19 protein-coding genes are annotated in these 20,481 nt (G+C 76.2%); 10 read left to right on the forward strand and 9 right to left on the reverse strand.

The annotated features are described in order from the left end of the window. Positions 1-74 precede the first annotated feature (74 nt). Positions 75-1,583, forward strand: a complete 1,509-nt coding sequence (locus BLQ97_RS14220; RefSeq protein WP_091366665.1) for a helix-turn-helix domain-containing protein — start codon at positions 75-77, stop codon at positions 1,581-1,583. A gap of 113 nt (positions 1,584-1,696) precedes the next feature. On the opposite strand, the gene BLQ97_RS14225 is transcribed toward BLQ97_RS14220, so the two are convergent. The 4 genes from BLQ97_RS14225 to BLQ97_RS14240 form a co-directional block, all read right to left on the reverse strand. Next, a complete protein-coding gene (locus BLQ97_RS14225; protein WP_091366666.1) occupies positions 1,697-2,740 on the reverse strand; it encodes an LLM class flavin-dependent oxidoreductase in 1,044 nt (347 codons plus the stop codon). Then, the gene (locus BLQ97_RS14230) at positions 2,737-4,275 is read right to left on the reverse strand and encodes an APC family permease (protein WP_217637200.1); all 1,539 of its coding nucleotides are present in this window, start codon (positions 4,273-4,275) and stop codon (positions 2,737-2,739) included. Before BLQ97_RS14230 ends, BLQ97_RS14225 begins: the two co-directional genes overlap by 4 nt. Before the next feature lie 150 nt (positions 4,276-4,425). After that, on the reverse strand, positions 4,426-5,142 hold the full coding sequence (locus BLQ97_RS14235; protein WP_091366667.1) for a PDC sensor domain-containing protein: 717 nt from the start codon (positions 5,140-5,142) through the stop codon (positions 4,426-4,428). After that, the gene (locus BLQ97_RS14240; protein WP_091366668.1) at positions 5,139-5,915 is read right to left on the reverse strand and encodes a FadR/GntR family transcriptional regulator; all 777 of its coding nucleotides are present in this window, start codon (positions 5,913-5,915) and stop codon (positions 5,139-5,141) included. Before BLQ97_RS14240 ends, BLQ97_RS14235 begins: the two co-directional genes overlap by 4 nt. Before the next feature lie 128 nt (positions 5,916-6,043). Between BLQ97_RS14240 and BLQ97_RS14245 the strand changes: the two genes are divergently transcribed. From BLQ97_RS14245 to BLQ97_RS14255, 3 genes are read left to right on the forward strand one after another with little or no spacing between them, the layout of a single operon-like run. Then, complete coding sequence (locus tag BLQ97_RS14245; RefSeq protein WP_139173655.1) at positions 6,044-7,534, forward strand: (Fe-S)-binding protein; 1,491 nt, start codon at positions 6,044-6,046, stop codon at positions 7,532-7,534. Positions 7,535-7,536: 2 nt separating this feature from the next. Continuing rightward, on the forward strand, positions 7,537-9,102 hold the full coding sequence (locus BLQ97_RS14250; protein ID WP_091366669.1) for an FAD-binding oxidoreductase: 1,566 nt from the start codon (positions 7,537-7,539) through the stop codon (positions 9,100-9,102). Next, positions 9,089-9,406 carry a hypothetical protein gene (locus BLQ97_RS14255; RefSeq protein ID WP_091366670.1) on the forward strand — a complete coding sequence of 106 codons (318 nt, stop codon included), beginning with the start codon at positions 9,089-9,091 and terminating at the stop codon, positions 9,404-9,406. The genes BLQ97_RS14250 and BLQ97_RS14255 overlap by 14 nt, the downstream gene beginning before the upstream one ends. Positions 9,407-9,464: 58 nt before the next feature. On the opposite strand, the gene BLQ97_RS14260 is transcribed toward BLQ97_RS14255, so the two are convergent. Next, positions 9,465-9,911: an ester cyclase gene (locus tag BLQ97_RS14260; protein WP_091366972.1), complete on the reverse strand. Its 447-nt coding sequence runs from the start codon at positions 9,909-9,911 to the stop codon at positions 9,465-9,467. Between the two features lie 70 nt (positions 9,912-9,981). Continuing rightward, positions 9,982-11,415, reverse strand: coding sequence for an aldehyde dehydrogenase family protein (locus tag BLQ97_RS14265; RefSeq protein ID WP_091366671.1), 1,434 nt, complete (start codon positions 11,413-11,415; stop codon positions 9,982-9,984). Positions 11,416-11,675: 260 nt separating this feature from the next. On the opposite strand from BLQ97_RS14265, the gene BLQ97_RS14270 reads away from it, so the two are divergent. Beyond that, on the forward strand, positions 11,676-13,028 hold the full coding sequence (locus BLQ97_RS14270) for an MFS transporter (RefSeq protein WP_091366672.1): 1,353 nt from the start codon (positions 11,676-11,678) through the stop codon (positions 13,026-13,028). Here the strand turns inward: BLQ97_RS14270 and BLQ97_RS14275 are convergent. After that, positions 12,994-14,898 (reverse strand): helix-turn-helix domain-containing protein, encoded by a 1,905-nt coding sequence (locus BLQ97_RS14275; protein WP_091366673.1) that lies wholly within the window; start codon positions 14,896-14,898, stop codon positions 12,994-12,996. The two genes, BLQ97_RS14270 and BLQ97_RS14275, sit on opposite strands and share 35 nt — an antisense overlap. Before the next feature lie 106 nt (positions 14,899-15,004). Here BLQ97_RS14275 and BLQ97_RS14280 point away from each other — a divergent pair, with 106 nt between their 5' ends. Together BLQ97_RS14280 and BLQ97_RS14285 are read left to right on the forward strand one after the other, a co-directional pair. Next, positions 15,005-16,402: an FAD-binding oxidoreductase gene (locus tag BLQ97_RS14280; RefSeq protein WP_091366674.1), complete on the forward strand. Its 1,398-nt coding sequence runs from the start codon at positions 15,005-15,007 to the stop codon at positions 16,400-16,402. Next, a complete protein-coding gene (locus BLQ97_RS14285) occupies positions 16,399-17,286 on the forward strand; it encodes an alpha/beta fold hydrolase (RefSeq protein WP_217637201.1) in 888 nt (295 codons plus the stop codon). The genes BLQ97_RS14280 and BLQ97_RS14285 overlap by 4 nt, the downstream gene beginning before the upstream one ends. An 8-nt stretch (positions 17,287-17,294) precedes the next feature. Here BLQ97_RS14285 and BLQ97_RS14290 read toward each other — a convergent pair whose 3' ends face one another. Further along, positions 17,295-17,741, reverse strand: coding sequence for a MarR family winged helix-turn-helix transcriptional regulator (locus BLQ97_RS14290; RefSeq protein ID WP_091366675.1), 447 nt, complete (start codon positions 17,739-17,741; stop codon positions 17,295-17,297). Between the two features lie 60 nt (positions 17,742-17,801). On the opposite strand from BLQ97_RS14290, the gene BLQ97_RS14295 reads away from it, so the two are divergent. Together BLQ97_RS14295 and BLQ97_RS14300 are read left to right on the forward strand one after the other, a co-directional pair. Then, positions 17,802-18,431: an NAD(P)-dependent oxidoreductase gene (locus tag BLQ97_RS14295; protein ID WP_091366676.1), complete on the forward strand. Its 630-nt coding sequence runs from the start codon at positions 17,802-17,804 to the stop codon at positions 18,429-18,431. Continuing rightward, entirely contained in the window at positions 18,428-19,276 is an 849-nt protein-coding gene (locus BLQ97_RS14300; RefSeq protein ID WP_175471744.1) for an SDR family oxidoreductase, read from the forward strand. Before BLQ97_RS14295 ends, BLQ97_RS14300 begins: the two co-directional genes overlap by 4 nt. Before the next feature lie 4 nt (positions 19,277-19,280). Here the strand turns inward: BLQ97_RS14300 and BLQ97_RS14305 are convergent, their stop codons facing one another. Further along, positions 19,281-19,496 (reverse strand): hypothetical protein, encoded by a 216-nt coding sequence (locus tag BLQ97_RS14305; RefSeq protein WP_091366678.1) that lies wholly within the window; start codon positions 19,494-19,496, stop codon positions 19,281-19,283. Between the two features lie 68 nt (positions 19,497-19,564). Here BLQ97_RS14305 and BLQ97_RS14310 point away from each other — a divergent pair, with 68 nt between their 5' ends. Beyond that, positions 19,565-20,479, forward strand: coding sequence for a LysR family transcriptional regulator (locus tag BLQ97_RS14310; protein WP_091366679.1), 915 nt, complete (start codon positions 19,565-19,567; stop codon positions 20,477-20,479). Positions 20,480-20,481 lie beyond the last annotated feature (2 nt).

Here is a 20,481-nt window from a genome sequence, read left to right on the forward strand (position 1 = left end):
CACGTCTCTCCCGGTACCGTCCGGACCGGCACCCCGGAGGCGTCCGGGTGTCCACTTCGTCGAGAGGTCCCGCCGTGCCGGTCACCGTCGCGACCCTGCTGGGGACGGCGTCGCTGGAGCTGGCGCTGCACACCCGCCGCGCGCCGGTGGACCGCGCCGTCTCCTGGGTGCACGTCAGCGAGCTGGCCGACCCGACGCCGTTCCTCGAGGGCGGCGAGCTGCTGCTGACCACCGGCCTGGCGCTGACGCCGGGCGACGCCCCCGCCTACGTGCGGCGGCTGGCCGGTGCCGGCGTGGTGGGCCTGGGCCTGGGCACCGGGCTGAGCCACGCGCGGGTGCCCGACGAGCTCGTGTCCGCCGCCGACGAGTCGGGGCTGGCGGTGCTCGAGGTGCCCCGGCAGACGCCGTTCATCGCGCTGTCGCGGACGGTCTCCACCGCGCTGGCCGCCGAGGAGTACGCCGCGGTGTCCCGCACGTCGACGGTGCAGCGGGAGCTCACCCGCGCCGCGGTCGGGCCGGGCGCCCCGGGCACCGTCGTCGACCGGCTGGCCCGCCACCTCGGCGGCTGGGCGCTGCTGCTGGACGCCGCCGGCACGCCGCTGGAGGCCGCCCCGGCCGGGGCCCGCTCGCGGGCGGGGGCCCTGGCCGGCCCGGTCGACCGGCTGCGCACCACCCGCCCGCCGGCCGGTGCCGCGCTGACCCAGCCCGGGGAGACGGTGCTGCTGCAGTCGCTGGGCACCGGGTCACGGGTGCGCGGCTTCCTCGCCGTCGGCCGCCCCGGCCCGTTCCCGGCCGGTGACCGGCACGTGGTCAACGCCGCCGCGCTGCTGCTCACGCTGCGGCTGGAGCAGTCCCGCGCGCTGGACTCGGGCACCGCGGCGCTGCGCGCGGCGATCCTGCAGCTGCTGCTGGCCGGGCAGACCGCCGCGGCCGAGCCCGTGGTGGCGGCCCTGGGCGAGCGGCTGCCCGGCGAGCCGGTCGCGGCGGTGGCCGTGCTGGGCAGCGCCGAGCAGCGCGCCGCCGCCGTCGACGTCGCCGCCGACGCGGCCGCCGCCACCCGCGAGCCGGTGCTGTCGGCGGAGGTCGAGGACACCCTGGTCGTGCTGGTGCCCGCCGGCGGGGCGCTGGCCGGCCGGCTGGCCGACCTCCCCGACCGGGTGCCCGGCACCGTCCTGGGCACCGCCGGCCCGGTGCCGTGGCAGCGGCTGGCCGACGGCGTGCGGCAGGCCCGCCAGGCCGCCGGGCACGGCCGCGCCGCCGGGCGGCCGGTGACCGCGTTCGCCGACCTGGCCGGCCGGGGGCTGTCCGCGCTGCTCGACCCGGCGGCCACCACCGCCTTCGCCGAGGCCGCGCTCGCGCCGCTGGCCGCCGCCGACCGCGCCGGTCCGGGCGACCTGGTCGAGTCGCTGCGCGTCTGGCTGGCCGCGCACGGCCAGTGGGAGCCGGCCGCGGCGCGGCTGGGTGTGCACCGGCACACGCTGCGCAAGCGGATCCGCCGGGCCGAGGAGCTGCTGGGCCGCGACCTGGACTCCCCCGGTGTCCGGGCCGAGCTCTGGCTGGCCCTGCACCCGCCCACCACCTGAGCGCGCAGCCGGGCCCGGCCCCGACGGGGGACCGGGCCCGGCGACCGACCTCCACGGCTCGGTGCAGGGGCCCGCACCGAGCGGAGCGAGGCGTGGGGGGCACCGAGGTCCTTCTAGAAGGCGGGCATCACCTCGTCGTGGATCAGCTGCAGCTGCTCCTCCACCGAGGCCACGCCGGGCAGCTCGCGGCCGGTGAAGGTCTTGACGATCGAGGCGTCGGTGATGGCGGCGATCAGGTGGTTGACGCCGGTCGGCTCGATCTCCTTGATCTTCGCCGTCACCTCCTCCGGCGTGCCGGCGAACGACAGCTTCTCGGTGAGCTCGGGGCTGGTCAGCTCGATGCCCCGCGCGAGGTCACCGCCGGCGATGGCGTCGACGATCGGCTTCAGCTCCGCCGCGTCGACGCCGTGCCGCTCGAGCTGCTCGGCCGGCATGGACGAGGCGTAGATGCCGACCATGCTGCGCGCGGCGTCCTTCGCGGCCGCGGAGTCCCGGCCCACCGCGACGACCACCCAGGCCCCGAAGTCCAGCGTCGTCCAGTCCTTGCCGGCCCGCTCCGCGCCGATCCGCAGGTGCTCGGCGGCGTACTCGTAGGCCTCCCGGCTGTAGCTGAGCGCGTGGTGGCAGCCGTCGGAGTGCTCCGCGGCGGCCTCGAACGACTTCGGGCCGCGCATCGCGCCCATCTTGACCGGCAGCCGCTCCTGCACCGGTCGGGCGAAGGTGAACAGGCCCTCGTAGCGGAAGAACTCGCCGTCGTAGGTGATCGCGCCCTCGTCGAGCATGGTCCGGACGACGTGCACCGCCTCGACGACCCGCGACAGCGGCTTGGTCGTCGTCCAGTCGGTCTTGTACTGGGCCAGCAGCCCGAAGTTGCCGCTGGACAGCACGACCTCCGCGCGCCCCCCGGTGAGCTCGTCGAGGGTGGCCGCGGCCTGCGCGATGAGGGTGGGCTCCCGCAGGGTCACCGGCGACACGCTCGGTCCCATCCGGATCCGCGAGGTCTGGGCGGCCGCGGCGGCGAAGAGCAGCCACAGGTCCTTGTGCCAGGTCTCGTCGGCGGCGTAGACCGCGTGGAAGCCGAGCTCGTCGGCCAGCCTGATCGCCCGCAGGCACTCCTCCAGGGAGTAGTCGGGCAGCATCGCGTAGCTGAACTTCATCGGATCTCCTCACTCACCGGGACACCGGCGTCCCGCCGGATCTGCTGGAGCTGTGCGGCCACCTCGCGGGCATCGCCCTCGGGGACGTGCGCAGAGTGCCGGTCCGGCCGGGCGAGGACCAGGTACAGCAGCCCGGTGCCGGCCACGATCGCCAGGCCGATGGCGACGATCCAGCGGTCGAGGAAGGTCTCGGTGCCCGGCGCCGGCTTGAGCAGCAGCACGATGGCGAAGACGCCGTAGGCGAGGGCCAGGACGTTGACCACCAGGCCGGCGGAGCCGAGGTTCCACAGGCCCGCCGGGCGCCAGCCCCGCAGCCGCTGCCGCAGCGCGGCGAGCACGACCGCCTGGAAGGCGATGTAGATGCCGAGCACCGCGAAGGCGGTGACGCGGGCGAGGGAGTCCGGCTGCCAGAAGACGAACAGGCAGATGAGCGCCGGGACGACGCAGACGACGAGCAGCGCGTTGGTCGGGACGGCGTGCCGCTCGGACACGTGCGAGAGCCAGCCGCTGGCCGGGAGCATCCGGTCGCGGGCGAAGGCGTAGAGCAGCCGGCTGCCGGCGGCCTGCAGCGAGAGCACGCAGGAGACGAACGCGGTGACGGCGACGACGAGGAACACCTTGGAACCCGCGGTGCCCAGCGCGCTCACCAGGATCGCCGGGATGGGGTCGACGTCCTCCCCCGCCATGATCGCCTGCAGCTGGGCGTCGGGCGCGGCCAGGACGTAGCCGGCGTAGGACATCAGGCCCGAGACGCCGCCGACGAGGATGGTCAGCATCATCGCCCGCGGGATCCGGCGGGTCGGGTCGGCGACCTCCTCCGCGACGTCGCCGCAGGCCTCGAAGCCGTAGAAGAGGAACAGCCCGGACAGCGACGCGGCCAGGAACGTGCCGAGGTAGCCGTCCCCGCCGCCGGCGCCGAGGGTGTCGAAGAAGACCGAGAAGGACTGCTCGCGGCGGAACAGCAGCAGGAACAGGCCGAGCGCGATGACGCCGACCAGCTCGGCGGCCAGGCCGATCTTGGCGATGCGGGCCAGGGCGCGGGTGCCGCTGTAGTTGATGACGAAGGCGAGGACCAGCAGCCCCACCGCGGTCGCCAGCGCCACGCCCGGCGTGGCCGTGATCCCGAAGAGCGCCGCGACGAAGCCGCCGCCGAACTCCGCGACCGCGGTGACGGTCACGATGATCGCCCAGATGTAGACCCACGAGACGATCCACGCGTAGCGCCGGTTCCACAGCCGCCGCGTCCACGGGTAGATGCCGCCGGCCAGCGGGTACTGCGACACGACCTCGCCGAAGACCAGCGAGACGAGGAACTGCCCGACGCCGACGATCACGATCCACCAGATCGAGGGCGGGCCGCCGATGGAGAGGCTGTAGGCGAACAGCGAGTACACGCCCACGAGCGGGGACAGGTACGTGAAGCCGAGGGCCATGTTGGCCCACAGCCCCATGCTGCGGTGGAACTGGCCGGTGTAGCCCAGCGCGGCGAGCTGGGCGTCGTCGGCGGTACCGGCGTGCGGTCCGGGTGGTGTCACCGGGTCTCCTCGGCTCGGTGGTGGAGCTCCCGACGGGCGTCGGTGTGCCCCAGGCCACAAGGTCGCCGGGAAACCTATAGAGCCAGAGTTCACAGGACAAGACGCCCCGCGCCACGATCGGGTTGCGGCGTGCCGCCGGACCCGGACGGGTCAGCCGACGAGACGGTGCTCGTCGCGGACGGGCACCAGCCGCCAGGGCGCCCCGGGGATGCCGGTCCCCGCCTCGGGGAGCCGGGTGCCCGGGGGCAGCAGGCTGCCCACGAGGAAGCGCGGCGCGGTGGAGAGCACCACCCGGTCCTCCTCGTTGAGCAGCAGGAACGGCCCCGGCAGCGCGCCGAGGGCCCGGAGCAGGTGGGTCTCGAACCGCCGCACCGGGACGTCGGCCCCGGCCACCCCGACGAACCCGCTGCCGGCGGCCACCGGCTCGGTGAACGTCAGCACGTAGCGGCCGGTGCCGTGGACGTCGACGTGCGGGCCGAAGGCGTGCCGCCGCCCGGTGCGCCGCGGGACGTCGAACCACTCGGTGGTCGTGTAGTCGTAGTAGCCCAGGCTCGTCGGCCGCAGGTCCGGCTCCAGCGTGTGGAGCTCCCCGTTCCCCGGGTCGACCTGCCACCACTCGAGCCGCTGCCGCAGGCCCTGCTCGGGCCGGGGTGCGACCACCAACCCCAGGCCGACGGCGAGCTGCCCGGGCTCGCGCAGCAGCTCCTGCACGCCGTCGGGCAGCACCCACCGCCCCGCCCGGAACCCGTCCCGCTCCACCGAGCGCAGCACCGCCCCGCGCACCCCGGCGACGGTGACGAACACCTGCTCGACCAGCCCGGACACCGCGGCCGCGACCCCGGCGAGCTCGTCTGCCCCGCCGGTCACGAGACCTCCCTGCGGACGTCGGCCGCGGCGAGGCCCAGCCGCTGGAGCCGCAGCTCGATGGCCCACAGCGTGCGGGTCTCGACGTGCGCTTCCGTGAGCGCCCGCGCGCGGGCCGGGTCGCGGTCATCGATCGCGTCGACCACCGCCCGGTGCCCGGCGACCATGACGTCGAGCAGCCCCGGGGCGTGCGCCGGCGGCCACGGCAACTGGCCCAGCTCCAGGTGCAGGTCCATCTCCTGCATGGTCAGCCGGACCGACTGCGCGCAGGCGGCCAGCTCGATGTACCAGCGCCCGTCGGTGCGCCGCTGGCCGGTCACCGACCCGGCCGAGGCCAGCCGGTCGACGATGTCCCGCAGCCGGGCGATCTCCGTGCGGGAGGCGCGGGAGGCCGCGAGCCGGGCCGCCGCCGCCGCGACCGCGCTGTGCACGTCACCGAGCTCGCGCAGGTCGGTGCTCCCGAGCTCGGCCAGGCGCGCGTCGGCGAGCTCGGCGAGCACGTCCTCCCGCGACCGCGCGAAGGAGCCGCCGCCGCGACCCCGGCGGGTCTCGACCAGGCCGAGCTTGCGCAGCTCGGCCAGCGCCTCCCGCAGGGTCACCGTGGAGACCCGGAGCATCGAGGCCAGGTCGCTCTCCGACGGCAGCTGCTCGCCGTCGGAGAGCAGGCCCAGGGCGATGGCGCTGCCGACCCGCCGGACGACCGCCTCGCTGCGCAGCGCGCCGTCGTCGAGGGGGGCGAAGACGGCGCGGCGGGCGTCACCGCTGAGCAGTTGCACGGTCGCCTCCTGTGACCGGGGTGGCCCCGAGTCTCGCACCTGCGCGTCGCCGACATGAACGTTGATCCCATAGGTTTTACCGGCTAGCGTGACCCGGACCCCCGCAACCTGTGACGAGGAGCACGCACGTGACCCAGGTCCAGCCCGGGCGGGCGCCGGGAGCCGACGCCCTCTCCGAGCCGTTCACCCCCGGCGCCCCGTCCAACCCGCCGGAGCTCGCCGACTACCCGGAGACGCTCGCCGGCCCGGTCCCCCCGCCGGTCGCCGACCCGAAGACCGCCGCCTTCGTCGAGCAGTGGCGCAACACCTCGTACAACTGCTTCTCGTCGGGCCACAAGTTCTGCCGCGAGGTCTGCCCGGTCACCCAGGTCGAGCGCAACGAGTCGTGGACCCCGACGGCCTTCCACGCCAACGTCGTGGCGATGGAGCGCGGTGAGCTCGGCATCGAGGACGTCGCCGCCGACTACGTCAACTGCACCCAGTGCGGCGCCTGCGAGCTGCGCTGTCCCAACACGCTGTTCACCGGCGACTTCTACCGCTTCCGCACGCGCACCGTCGACGTCGTCAAGGCCGTCCGGTCGCTCGCCGTCGAGAGCGGCGTGCACCAGCCCAACTGGCAGAGCTGGAACGAGCGCACCGACCTGCGCACCCACGAGCCCGTCCTCGGCGAGACCCCCGTCAGCCAGGAGAAGGTGCGCGACTGGGCCGAGGGCCTCGACATCCCGATCGGCGGCGAGACGGTCCTCTTCGTCGACTGCGAGGCCGCCTTCTACCGCACCTCGGTGCCGCGCGCGGTGGCGCAGGTGCTGCAGATGGCCGGCTACGAGTTCGGCCTCATGGGCGAGCAGTGGTGCTGCGGCGGCCCGGCCGCCGAGATGGGCTACGCCGACCAGGCCGAGCGCTTCGCCCGGCACAACCTCGACAACTGGCGGGCCACGGGCACCAAGCGCGTCCTGGTGCTCGACCCGCACGACTACATCAGCTTCACCGAGGACTACCCGAAGTACTTCGGCGAGGAGTTCGACATCGAGGTCGTCCTCGTCATCGAGGTCCTGGCCGAGCTGCTGCGCGAGGGCCGGCTGACGCCGAGCGTCCCGGTGGACCGGGCGATCACGTACCACGACCCGTGCCGGCTCAACAAGCGCAAGGGCATCTGGCAGGAGCCGCGCGAGCTGCTGCGCGCCATCCCCGGCCTGCGCTTCGAGGACGTCGACCGGGTCACCCAGTGGTCCTACTGCTCCGGCGGCGGGGGCGGGTTGCCCATCGAGAAGCCCGAGCTGACCGCCAGGATCAGCGCGATGCGCCTGGAGCGGGCCGCCGAGCTCGACGTCGACACGCTCGTCAGCGCCTGCCCGTGGTCGGAGCGGCCGCTGTCGGAGGCCGGCGACGCGGAGGACATCGACGTCGTCGACCTGCACGAGCTGTTCGCCCAGTCGCTCGGCATCACCGTCGGCGGCTCGCGCGGCGACGTCGGCGACCGCCGGCTGGCCCAGGAGCGCACCGGCGTCCCGGGCCGGGCCCGGCGCGCCCACGGCAGCTCGCGCGGCGGCTGCGGTGGCGGCGGCTGCGGCGGCGGGTGCGGGAACGGTTCCGGCGGCTGCGGGTGCGGAGGGCACTGACCATGACGACCACCGAACCCACGCTCGGCACCGCGCCGTTCACCCGCGAGCCCCTGGGGGACGCCGAGCTCGCCACGCTGGTGACGGCGCTGCGCCGGGTGCTCGCCGACGACCAGCTCCTGCTGGCCAAGACCGACCGCTACAACCGGGCCCGGGTGCCGGCACCCTTCCCCGTGCACCGCTGGTCGGAGCGGGTGCCCGACGTCGTCGTGCTGCCGACGTCGACCGAGCAGGTGGCGGCGGTCGTGCGGATCGCCAACGAGCTACGGGTCCCCGTCGTCCCCCGCGACGGCGGCACCGGCCTGACCGACGGCGCCGTGCCCATGCGCCGCGGCATCGTCGTCGACGTCAAGCGGATGAACCAGATCCACGAGCTGGACCTCGTCAACCGGACCGTCACGGTCGGGACCGGGATCAGCATGCTGAAGCTCAACGAGCGGCTGGCCCAGCACGGGCTGTTCTACCCGGACGACCCGGCCTCCTACCCCTGCTCCCTGGTCGGCGGGCGGATCGGCACCAGCGGCTGGTCGCTGATCGGCTCCCGGTACGGGCACACCCGCGACCTGGTGCTCAGCTTCGACCACGTGCTGCCCACCGGCGACGTGCTGCACGTCGGCGACGGCATCGGCCAGAAGATCAGCAAGAGCTCCAGCGGCTACCAGCTCAAGCACCTGTTCATGGGCCACCAGGGCACCCTCGGCATCGCGACGAGGGCGACGCTCAAGCTGTTCCCCAAGCCGGAGGCCGAGCTCTCGCCGTTCTGGGCGTTCGACGACTACGAGGCCGCCCACGCCTGCACCGGCGCGCTCGCCCGGGCGGGGATCGCCACGTTCGCCGGCGCGGTGCTCTTCGACGAGCACAAGGTCGCCTACCTGCGTCGCGACGACGAGGCCTACATCCCGCAGCCGGCCGACGTCCGCGCCCTGGTCTGCGCGGTCGCCTACGGCTACGAGGACGAGGTCCGGGCCGGCGGGAAGCGGCTGTTCCGCATCGCGAAGGAGCACGGCGCCCGCTACCTCGGCGACGAGATCTCCGAGGGCGACTGGGCCGCGCGGCACGACCGCTACGCCACCCCGCTGCACGGCCGCACCAAGGACGGCCAGGTCATCCCGATGTCCTGGCACTGCGAGGACGCCGCGGTCAACTTCTCCAACGTGCCGGCGGTCAGCCGCGCCTGGCACGAGATCCTGGCCGACCTGCGCCGCAAGACCGACGTCTTCGACGACTGGGGCATGTTCGCCTACACGTCGGCCAGCACCGGCGTCGACTACCTCACCGAGATCGACGTCGGCATCTGGGAGCAGCGCCTCGACGACGCCGCCTGGGCGGCCTGGGTGCAGGCCAAGCGCGACATCGCCGCGGTGGCGATCGCGCACGGCGGCTCGATGAGCGCCTGCCACGGGTCGTGCCGGGAGGGCGAGGTGGACCTGCTGCCGCAGGAGCTCGGCAAGGGCTTCGACGTGATGCTCGAGGTCAAGCGGGCGCTGGACCCCCACAACGTCATGAACCCGGGCAAGTACCTGCTCGACCGGGCCTACGGGAGGGACACGACCGATGAGAACCGATGACCAGCCCACCGGCCCCGCGGCCACCGCGCCGTACCGGTTCGCCGAGCAGCACACCCCGCCGGCGCCGCTGCGCGCCAGCGAGGTGGCGCAGACGACCTTCGAGCACGTCTACGAGGTCGACCCGCGGCTGATGCAGGTGCACGTGCTCCAGCAGGTGTTCCCCAACTGGGACACGCTGCGGATCATGCGCAGCCGGCACGACCACCTGGCCTGGATGCACCGGCACTTCGCCGAGCGGGTGGTCACCGGGTCCGAGCTGCTCGCCGAGGTGGAGGCCGAGGCGGCCGAGCGGGACCCGCACTGAGCGGCCCGACCCGGGCGCCCACCACCTGAGCGCCCCCTCCCCGCGCGGGAGGGGGCGCTCAGCGCGTGGTGGCGGGGACCAGCTGCACGAGGCCGAGCGCGCTGAGGGCGCCGAGCTCGTCGGCGACCATCACGATCTCGCTGATCCGGCCCCCGGTGAGGGTCAGCACGTCGATCACCCGCAGCTCGAGATCCCGGCCGGTCGGCGGCACCGGCCCGGCCGAGCTCTCGTAGGGACCGACGTGCCGGCCGCCCATCCGGAAGGCCACGGCCACCCGGTCGCCGTCCTCGACGACGGCGACCACCTCCCGGCGAACCTGCTCGAAGGTCCCCCGCACGGCGCGGGCGCGGGCCACCAGGTCGGCGGCGGTGAGCACCCGGCCGTTGACGGTGACCGGGTCGGTGTAGACGGTGCGGAAGGCGTCCTCGGCGGCGGGCCCGTCGGGCAACGGGTCGGACCACAGCCGCAGCAGGCGCTCGACGTCGAAGGTGGTGGGAGCGGCCACCGCCCCAGGGTGGCCCTCCCGCAGGAGGGCCACCAGGGGCGTCGGCCCCCGGGCCGGACCCGGTCCTGCGTCAGACGGCGATGCCGGTGAGCACGAGGACGCGCTCCTCGGTGAGGTCCTCCATCGCCGCGTGCACGCCCTCGCGGCCGGTGCCGGAGTCCTTGACCCCGCCGTAGGGCATCTGGTCGGCGCGGAAGCTCGGCACGTCGCCGACGACGACGCCGCCGACCTCGAGCACCTGCGCGGCGCGGAAGGCCACCTGCAGGTCGCGGGTGAACACCCCGGCCTGCAGCCCGAAGCGGCTGTCGTTGACCCGCGCGAACGCCTCGTCCACCGAGTCGACGGTGTCCAGGACGACGACCGGCCCGAACACCTCCTCGCAGGACACCTTCGCGTCGGCGGGGACGTCGGTGAGCACGGTCGGCGCGTAGGAGGCGCCGTCGCGGGTGCCGCCGGTGAGCAGCCGGGCGCCGGCGGCCACGGCCTCGTCCACCCAGCTCTCCACCCGGCGGGCGGCGGCCTCGTCGATCAGCGGGCCGACGTCGGTGGCGTCGTCGGTGGGCTCGCCGGTGACCAGCTTGCCGACGGCCTCGACGACCCGGTCGGTGAGCTGCTGGGCGACGGCGCGGTGGGCGAACACCCGCTGCACCGAGATGCAGGACTGCCCGGCCTGGTACATCGCGAAGGTGGCGATGCGCGAGGCCGCCCAGTCCAGCCCCGCCTCGTCCTGGTCGGGGGCGACGACGGCCGCGGCGTTGCCACCCAGCTCGAGGGTGACGTGCTTGCGCGGCGCGGACTCCCGGATCGACCAGCCCACCGGCACCGAGCCGGTGAAGGAGACGACCGGCAGCCGCGGGTCCTGCACCAGCTGCGCGGCCACCTCGTTGGGCACCGGCAGCACCGACCACGCGCCGGCCGGCAGGTCGGTCTCGGCCAGGAGCTCGCCGAGCAACAGCGCCGTCAGCGGCGTGGCGGGGGCGGGCTTGAGCACGATCGGCGTCCCCACGGCGATCGCGGGGGCGACCTTGTGGGCGACCAGGTTGAGCGGGAAGTTGAACGGCGCGATGCCCAGCACCGGGCCGCGCGGCACCCGCCGCACGAGGGCCAGCCGGCCGCTGGCGGCCGGGTCGGTGTCCAGCCGCTGCAGGCTGCCCGACCAGCGGCGCGCCTCCTCGGCGCCCCAGCGGAAGGTCGACACCGCGCGGGCCACCTCCAGGCGGGCCCACTTCAGCGGCTTGCCCGACTCGGCGGTGATCAGCGCGGCGACCTCCTCGCTGCGCTCGGCCAGCCGGCGGGAGACGGAGTCCAGGGCCGCGGCGCGCACGTGGGCCGGGGTCGCGGCGAACTCGGCGCGCACCGCGTCGGCGGCGGCGACGGCGGCCTCGACGTCCTCGGCGGTGGCGGTCGTGGTCGTGCCGGCGAGGGCGCCGTCGTGCGGCGAGCGGACCTCGAGCACCTCGGTGCCGGTGGCCGGCCGGCCGGCGACCCAGTAGGGGGTGGACACGTGCGCCTCCTCGGGAGTGGGAACCGGTCCGAGCGTCGCGGACCGCGCGGTCGTAGACGAGGCGCCGTTCCGTCCACCACCGGCCAGGGAGGACGCCGCCCTGGCACCCCCGTTCCCGACCCGGCGCCACGGAGACCTGCTCCACCCCGGCGGCCCAGCGCGGGAGGAGTCCTCCCTGCCGGGGTCGCGCCGGACCTCCCTACCGTGGCGTGGGCCACACGTCGGCCCACCGCACACCGACGTCGTCGTCAGGAGGAGCCGTGGCCCACCCCGTTGCCGACCCGGTCGGGAGGAGCGCGCTGCGCAAGGTCGCGTGGCGGCTCGTCCCCTTCCTCGGGCTGCTGTACTTCGTCAACTACCTCGACCGCACCAACATCGGCTTCGCCAAGCTCACGATGAGCGAGGACCTCGGGCTCACCGAGACGATGTTCGGCCTGGCCTCGGGGCTGTTCTTCATCGGCTACCTGTTCTTCGAGGTGCCGAGCAACCTGGCGCTGCACCGCTTCGGCGCCCGCCGGTGGATCGCCCGGATCATGGTGAGCTGGGGCATCGTGGCCAGCGCGATGGCCTTCGTGCCGTCGGCCGGCTGGCTCTACACGCTGCGGGTGCTGCTCGGCATCGCCGAGGCCGGCTTCTTCCCCGGCGTCCTGCTCTACCTGACCTGGTGGCTGCCGCGCGCGCAGCGGGTGCAGCTGATCGGCGCCTTCCTGGTCGCCGTCCCGCTGTCCTCGGCGCTCGGCGCGCCGCTGTCGGGCGCGGTGATCCAGTACGCCGACGGGCTGTTCGGCCTGGAGGGCTGGCGGGTGATGTTCCTCGTCGAGGGCCTGCCCGCGGTGCTGCTCGGGGTGGCGTGCTGGTTCTACCTGACCGACCGCCCCGCCGACGCCCGCTGGCTGACCCCCGGGGAGCGCGGCTGGCTGGACCGGACCATCGCCGCCGAGGGCGGGACCGGGCACCGCGAGGCCTCCCCGTGGCGGGCGATGGGCAGCCCGCGGGTGGTGGCGCTCGGCTTCGTGTACTTCGGCGTCGTCTACGGGCTCTACGCGGTGTCGTTCTTCCTGCCCACCGTGGTGGCCGGGTTCGCGGAGCGCTTCGACGCCAGCTACTCGATCTTCGAGACCGGGGCGATCGTGGCCGTCCCGTTCCTGGCCGGCGCCGTGACGATGGTGCTGTGGAGCCGGCACTCCGACCGGACCGGTGAGCGCCGCTGGCACCTGGCGCTGCCGGCGGCCCTGGGCGGGGTGACCATCCCGGTGGCGCTCTACCTCGACTCGCCGTTCACCGTCATGGCCGTGATCACGCTGACCGCGGTCGGCATCTGCTGCGCGCTGCCGGTCTTCTGGCACTTCCCGCCGCTGCTGCTCACCGGTGCCGGCGCCGCCGCGGGCATCGCGCTGATCAACTCGCTGGGCAACACCGCGGGCTTCGCCGCGCCCTACATCACCGGCTGGGTCTCCGACGCCACCGGCAGCATCCGGCCGGCGCTGTGGCTGGTGGGCGTGGCCATGCTGCTGTCGGCGGCCGCCATCCTGCTGCTGTCCCGCTCCCGGGCCGGGGAGGACGACGGGGCCGCCCGGGTCAGTCGGGAGGCAGCGCGCCCAGCAGCTCGTTGAGCCGGAGGGCCAGCTGCAGGTCGAGCACCCGGTCGGGGTCGCGCCAGCCCGCGCCGAGCAGCTCGGTCACCCGGTCCAGCCGCTGGTAGAGCGTGTTGGCGTGCACGTGCAGCACCGCGCAGGTGCGGGCGTGGTGCTGGGCCTGCGCCAGGTAGACCTGCACCGTCCGCGTCAGGTCGCGGCCGCGCTGCTCGTCGTGGCGCAGCAGCGGCCCGAGCGTGGCGCCGACGAAGGCCCGGACGTCGCCGCGGCCGGCGTGGCTGAACAGCCCGCGGTAGACCCCGACCTCCTCCGCCGAGGCCACCGCGGTGGACCGGCCGAGCGCCACCAGCAGCCGGGCGGTCTGGCGGGCGGCCCGGTGCGCCGAGCGGACGGCGGCCACCCCGCCCGCGCACGGCGCCACCCCGACCGCGGCCGGCAGCGTGCCCGCGGGCAGCTCGCGCAGCCGGTCGCGCACCTCCGGCGCCGGGGCCGCGGCCACCAGGACGACGACCTCGCCCTCGTGCTCGGCGGTCCACCCCCCGACCGCGGCGGTGACGCGGGCGGCCAGCGACCGCGGCGTCCGCACGTCGTCGTCCCCGGGGACCAGCACCAGCACCGCGGTGACCGCGCCGACGTCGAGGCGCGCCGCCGTGGCCGACCGCCGCAGGGCCGCCTCGTCGACGTCGGCGGTGAACAGGGCGTGCACCAGCTCGCCGCGCGCCCGCAGCTCGGCCTCGGCGAGCAGCCGCTGCTGGGTGACCACGAGCGCCACCGAGACCGCGCCCGTGCGCAGCAGCTGCGCGTCCTCGTCGTCGGGCGGGCGGGGGCCGGCGGTGCCCAGGCAGCCGGCGGGCCCGTCGCGCAGCACGACGGGCGCCAGGGTGACCCAGCCGGCGCCCGCCGGCCGGCTGCCGGGCCGGTCGCCGTCGGGGTCGCCGGCGAGCTCCGCGGCCGCCGCGGCCAGCTCGGGGGGCGCCTCGGGCAGCACCGGGTCCAGCGGGCGGCCGTCCGCGCCGAGGACGTGCACCGGGCGGCCCACGGCACGGGCGATGCGCTCGCCGACCTCGCGCAGCCCGGCGCCCCGCACGACCAGCCGGCCGAGGTCCTCGCGCAGCTCGGCCTCGCGGGCCCGCGAGGCGACGGCCCGGCGCAGCGTCGCGTTGGCCTCCTGCAGCTCCTCCCGGGCGCGGCGCTGCTCGTCGAAGAGCTGGGCGTTGCGCAGCGCGGCGGCGGCGTGCGCGGCCAGGCCGGCGAGCAGCTCGACGTCGGAGGGCCCGAACCGCCGCGGGCGCCGGTCGGCGGCGAGCAGGACGCCGAGGGTGTCCTCCCCCACCTGCAGCGGCACGCCGAGGATGCCGCCGAGCTGCTCGCTCACCGCGGCGCCGTCGACCGGGCCGACGTGCCCGAGGTCGGTGTCCTCGAGGTAGGACTCGCTCCACCGCGGCCGCCCGGTGCGCAGCACCTCCCCGCCCAGGCCCTGCCCCTCGTGCAGCTCGACGCCCCGCAGCGCCGAGCCCATCGAGCCGTCGACGACCTCGATGCGCAGCGTCGGGCTGCCGCCCTCGCGCAGCATGATGTAGGCGAGGTCGACGCCGAGCAGCTGGCGCGACTGGGCTGCCACCTCGTGCAGCAGGTCGGCGGTGTCCCGCAGCGAGGCCAGCCGCCGGGCGAGGTCGTTGAGCACCCGCAGCTCGCGGGCGTGCCGGCGCTGCTCGGCCAGCCGCTGGTGCAGCACGGCCGCCAGCGCGGCGTCCCGCTCCAGGGGGCCGCGTCCGGCCGCGGGCACCGTCCCGGCGAGCGCCAGGCGGTGCGCGTCGAGCGCGGCGCGGGGGGCGTCGTCCACCAGCAGCCGCAGCCAGCCGGTCTCGGGGGTCTCGGCGTCGGCCACCCCGCCATCGTGGGTCAGCCGGTGGAGGACGGCACCTGCTCCCCGGCTCCGGTGTGGACACCTCCTCCATGGGCACCGGCCGGGCTGCGGCGCTTCACTGTGCGGTGTGACACAGGCTCCCGAGAGGACGTCGGCCGTCGTGACGGCGCTGCTCGACGCCCTGCCCGCCGACCGCGTCCTGACCGACGGCGACGTCGTCGGCTCCTTCGTGCACGACGAGGCCGAGTGGGCGCCGCACGGGACGCCCGCGGCCGTCGTCCGCCCGCGGTCCACCGCCGAGGTGCAGGCCGTCGTGCGCGCCTGCCTGGCGCACCGGACGCCGGTGGTGCCACGCGGCGCGGGCACCGGCCTGTCCGGCGGCGCGAACGCCGTCGACGGGTGCGTGGTGCTCTCCACCGAGCACCTGCGCGAGGTCGTGGCGATCGACCCCGTGGAGCGCTACGCCGTGGTGCAGCCCGGCGTGGTCAACGACGACCTGCGCGCCGCCTGCGCCGAGCAGGGCCTGTGGTACCCGCCGGACCCGGCGAGCTCGCCGTGGTCGACGATCGGCGGCAACGTGGCCACCAACGCCGGCGGCGTGTGCTGCGTGAAGTACGGCGTCACCCGCGACTACGTCCTCGAGCTCGAGGTGGTCAACGGCCTCGGCGAGGTCGTGCGGCTCGGGCGGCGCACCGCCAAGGGCGTCGTGGGCTACGACATGGTCGGGCTGGTGGTGGGCTCGGAGGGCACGCTGGGCGTGGTCACCGAGGTCACCGTGCGGCTGCGGCCGGCGCGGGCCCCCGAGCGCACCGTCGTCGGCTACTTCGACTCCGTGGTCGACGCCGGCCGCGCGGTGGAGGCCGTCGGCGCGGCCGGGGTGACCCCGTCGGCGCTGGAGCTGGTCGACCGGCACTGCCTGGCCGCGGTCGACGAGTGGAAGAACATGGGGCTGTCGGTCGACGCCGCCGTGGTGCTGCTCGGCCGCACCGACGCCCCGGGGCCGGCCGGGGACGCCGAGGCCGACGCGCTGCTGCGCAGCTTCGAGCTCGGGGGTGCCACCTGGGCCGCGGCGTCCACCGACCCGGCCGAGGCCGAGGCGCTGTTCGCCGCCCGGCGGCTGGCCTACCCGGCGCTGGAGCGGCTCGGCCCGCTGCTGACCGAGGACGTCTGCGTGCCCAAGGCCGCCGTCCCGGAGATGCTGGCCCGCATCGAGGCCGCCGCCGTCCGCAACGACGTGCTCATCGCCAACATCGCGCACGCCGGTGACGGCAACCTGCACCCGCTGCTGATCACCCCGCCCGGCGACGCCGACGCGCGGGCCCGGGCGCAGGTCGCCTTCGGCGAGATCATGCGCGACGCCGTGGCGCTGGGCGGGACGGTCACCGGCGAGCACGGCGTCGGCCTGCTCAAGCGCGACGGCCTGGCCCTCGAGCTGTCCCCCGAGGTGGTGGCCATGCAGCGCGCGGTCAAGGCCGCCCTCGACCCGCACGGCATCCTCAACCCCGGCAAGGTCTTCCCGTCGTGAGCGCCGGGGGGTTCGCGGAGCACGTCACGGTCGACCGGCCCGGCGGCCGCGTCGTGCACGCCTGGCGCCGGCCCGGCACGACCCGGCCGGTGCTCGCCGTCCACGGCCTGAGCAGCACCTCCCGGCTGTGGACCTGGGTGCTCGCCGCGGCGCCCGACCTCGACCTGGTCGCCGCCGACCTCAGCGGCCGCGGGCTGTCCACGCCGCGGCCGGACACCTCGACGCTGGCCGGGCACGTCGCCGACCAGGTCGCCGTCCTCGACGCGCTCGGGCTGCACGAGCCGGTGGACGTCGTCGGCATGTCGCTGGGGGGCTTCGTCGCGGTGCAGCTGGCGGCCGCCGCACCCGGGCGGGTGCGCAGCCTGACGCTGCTCGACGGCGGGCTGCCGATGGCCCGGCGGCCGACCAGCCGGGAGCAGCTGGCGGCGGCCTTCGCCGACCGGACCGCCCGGCTCGACACCGACTGGCCGGACCTGGCCGCCTACACCGCGTTCGTCGTCGGGCAGACCGCGCCGCTGCTCGACCCGGCCGACCCGCACCTGGCCACCTGCCTGGCGCACGACCTCGAGCGCGGCCGCGACGGCGGGCGGGTGCGGCTGGACGGCCGGGCGCTGGTGGACGACGCCGCCGACACGTTCCTCACCGGGACCGCCGCCGACGCGCTGGCCCGGCTGTCGGTGCCGGCGCGGCTGCTGCACGCGGAGTGGAGCACCGGCGCCGGCTCGCTCCCGGCCTACACCGCCGGGGAGGTCGCCGGGGCGGTGGCCGCCTCCGGGGGCCTGCTGGCGGCCGAGCCGCTGCCCGGGCACGACCACGCGGGCGTGGTGATGAGCGACTCCGGCGCCGCGGCCTCGGTGGCGGTGCTGCGCCGGTCGCTGGCCTGAGGCCGCGCTCAGCCGGCGGCGTCGCGGGGCACGCCCGGCGGAGCGGCCGGCAGGTCGAGCGGCGCGGCCAGCAGCCGGCGCAGGGCCGCCGCCCGCTCTCCCAGCGCGGCCTCCAGGCCGGCCAGGACGGCGCCGGCGTCGGCGGCGAGGGCGCGTCCGGAGGCGGTGAGGCGCACCAACCGGCCCCCGCGCCGCGCCGGGTCCTCGGCCACCTCGAGCAGCCCCGTGCGGACCAGCCCGGCGACGAGGTCCTGGGTGGCCTGGCGGGAACTGCCCAGCCGGCGGGCCAGCTCGGCCGGTGGCGTGCCGTCGGGGTCGAGGAAGGCGAAGACCAGGGACTGCGCCCCCGACAGCCGCGGCCACCCGCGGGCGGCGAGCTCCGCGCGCAGCGCCGCGTCGAGCCGGCGGCTGGCGACCAGCAGGAGGGCGGCCAGAGGTGGCTCCCCGGTCGACACGGCGTCAGGTTACCTGACATCCTCGTGTCAGGGAACCTGACGGGTCGAGAGGAGTGGTCGATGCGCGTGGTGGTGTGCGGGGCGGCCGGCGGGGTGGGCCGCGCGGCGGTGCGGCTGGCCCACGAGCGCGGGCACGCGGTGCTCGCGGTGGCCCGCACCCCGGCCGGCGACGGGACGGTGGAGGAGCTCACCGGCGACGTCCGCGACGCCGGGCTGCTGGCGCGGGCCGTGGCGGGCGCGGACGCCGTGCTGTGGTGCGTGGGCGTGACCCGCCGCTCGGGCGGTGACGTCGGGCGGACGGCGCTGCCGCTGCTGGTCTCCGCGACGACCGCCGCCGGGGTGCGCCGGTTCGTCGGCGTCTCCGGCGCGGGCGCGGACCTGCCCGGCGACCGCAAGGGCCCGGGCGCCCGCGTCGTCTCCGGGCTCACCCACCGGCTGGCGCGCGACCTGGTGGAGGACAGGGAGGGCGAGCACGCCGTCCTCGCCGCCTCCCCGATGGACTGGACGCAGGTGCGCCCGCCCCGGCTCACCGACCGTCCCGGCACGGGGCGCTACCGGCTCACCGACGCGGCACCGGGACTGCGCGCGGCGCCGCTGGCGAGGGCCGACGTCGCCCTGGCGATGGTCGACCTCGCCGAGAGTCGGGAGTGGCTGCACGCGGCCCCGTTCGTCGTGGCGGCGGGCCGGTGACCGTCCTCGTCGCCGGCGCCACCGGCACGGTCGGCAGCGAGGTGGTGCGCCGGCTGGTCGCGGCGGGTGCCGACCTGCGCGCCGGTGCCCGGGACCCGCACCGGGCGGCCGCGCTGCTGCCCACCGGCGTGCCGGTGACCCGCCTGGACCTGGAGGACGCCGTCACCTGGCCCGCGGCCCTCGCCGGCGTCCGGCGGCTGTTCCTGCTGCGCCCGCCCGACGTGGCCCGGGTCTCCCGGCTGCAGCCGTTCCTCGACGCCGTCGTCGCCGCCGGGGCGGAGCACGTCGTCGTGCTGTCGGTGCAGGCGGCCGGCCGCAACCCGCTGCTCCCCCACCGGGCACTCGAGCGGCGGGTGGAGGCGACCGGCCTGGCCTGGACGCACCTGCGGCCCGCCTACTTCCTGTCCAACCTGCTCACCGTGCACCGGGCCGAGATCCGCGACCGCTCCGAGATCACCGTGCCGGCCGGCGAGGGGCGCACCGCCGTCGTCGACGTCGGCGACCTCGCCGAGGTCGCGGTGCACGCACTCACCCGGCCCGGCCACGAGCGCCGCGCCTACGAGCTGACCGGGTCCGAGGCCCCCACGTGGTCGGAGGTGGCGGCGACGCTGTCGGCCGTGCTGGGCCGGCCGGTGGTCTACCGGCACCCCGGCGCCCTGGCCTTCCTCCGGCACGCGCGGCGCAGCGGCACCCCGGGCGGGCTGGCCGCCGTCATGACCGCCCTCTACACGGTCACCCGGCTGGGGCTGGCCGACCGGACCACCGGTGACCTGGGACGGCTGCTCGGCCGGTCCCCCACGACCCTGCGCGCGTTCGCCGAGGAGCACGCCGACGCCTGGCGGTGAGCCGTCAGCCGGGGCGGCCCCGGTCGACCGGGCCGTGGACGGCGGGCGGACCCCGGCGGGGACGCCGGCCCGCGGCGCGGGCGGGGCGCCCGGGGTCCTCCCCGTCGTCCCCGTCCGGCTCCTCGCGGGCGTCGGCGAACCGGACCACCCGGCCGATGACGACGCCGGCGAGCAGCGCGAGCAGCGCCCACGCCAGGCTCGCGAGCACCCAGCCGTTCACCGTCGCCCCCGGCCGGCGCCGCGGACCCGGCCCTGCCCACCGCGCGCCCGCGGTGGTAGCCATGGCGCATGGACGTGCACGTGCGCGACCTCCGCTCCTTCCTCGCCGTCGCCGACGAGCGGCACGTCACGCGTGCCGCGCAGCGCCTGTTCGTCTCCCAGCCGGCGCTGAGCCGGCAGATCCGGGCACTGGAGCAGCACCTGCGGACGCCGCTGTTCGTGCGCGGCCCGAGCGGGGTCGCGCTGACCCCGGCCGGCCGGCTGCTGCAGGACCACGCGCGGCGCGTCGTCGCCGCCTGGGACGAGGCGCAGGCCGCCGTCGCCGCGGCCGTGACCGCGCGGGCGCGCGTCCTGGTCGTGGGCCTGACGATCAGCGTGGGGCGGGGACTGCTGCCGGTGGCCACCCGCGCCTTCCAGGAGCGCCACCCCGACGTGCGGGTGGAGCTGCGCCAGGCCGGCTTCGGCGACGCCACGGCGGGCCTGGCCGACGGCGACGCCGACCTCGCGTTCTGCTGGCTGCCGCTGCCGCCCGACGCGGGTGTGCGGCACCGGGTGCTGTTCACCGAGCCGCGGATGGTGGCCCTCCCGGTCGACCACCGCCTCACCGCGCGCACCGAGGTGAGCGTCGAGGACCTGCTCGACGAGCCGTTCCTCGCCCTCCCCGAGTCGGCCGGGCCGCTGCGGTCGTTCTGGCTCGGCGAGGACGCGCGCGGGGGCCGGCCCGCGCGGGTCGCCGCGGTGGTGCACGGCCCCGAGGAGGTGGTCGAGGCGCTCGGCCGCGGCCTGGGGGTGGCCCTGATCAGCGGCGGCAACGCCGAGATCTACCGCCGCCCGGAGTTCGTCGTCCGACCGGTGCGGGGCCTGGCGCCGGCCCACCTGGCCGTCGTCTGGCGGGAGGGCGACGGCCGCGGGCGGGTGCAGGACTTCGTGCGCAGCTGCGCGGCGGCCGCCGCGGCGTCCGCGGCCGGACCGGGCGCGGCCTGACC

Source organism: Geodermatophilus telluris, from assembly GCF_900102745.1.
GTDB classification, from domain to species: Bacteria; Actinomycetota; Actinomycetes; order Mycobacteriales; family Geodermatophilaceae; genus Geodermatophilus; species Geodermatophilus telluris.

Bases quoted from the DNA above. Each gene is read 5' to 3' on its own strand.
- BLQ97_RS14225 (WP_091366666.1), bottom strand. From the start codon at position 2,740: ATGAAGTTCAGCTACGCGATGCTGCCCGACTACTCCCTGGAGGAGTGC.
- BLQ97_RS14250 (WP_091366669.1), top strand. From the start codon at position 7,537: ATGACGACCACCGAACCCACGCTCGGCACCGCGCCGTTCACCCGCGAG.
- BLQ97_RS14255 (WP_091366670.1), top strand. From the start codon at position 9,089: ATGAGAACCGATGACCAGCCCACCGGCCCCGCGGCCACCGCGCCGTAC.
- BLQ97_RS14295 (WP_091366676.1), top strand. From the start codon at position 17,802: ATGCGCGTGGTGGTGTGCGGGGCGGCCGGCGGGGTGGGCCGCGCGGCG.
- BLQ97_RS14310 (WP_091366679.1), top strand. From the start codon at position 19,565: ATGGACGTGCACGTGCGCGACCTCCGCTCCTTCCTCGCCGTCGCCGAC.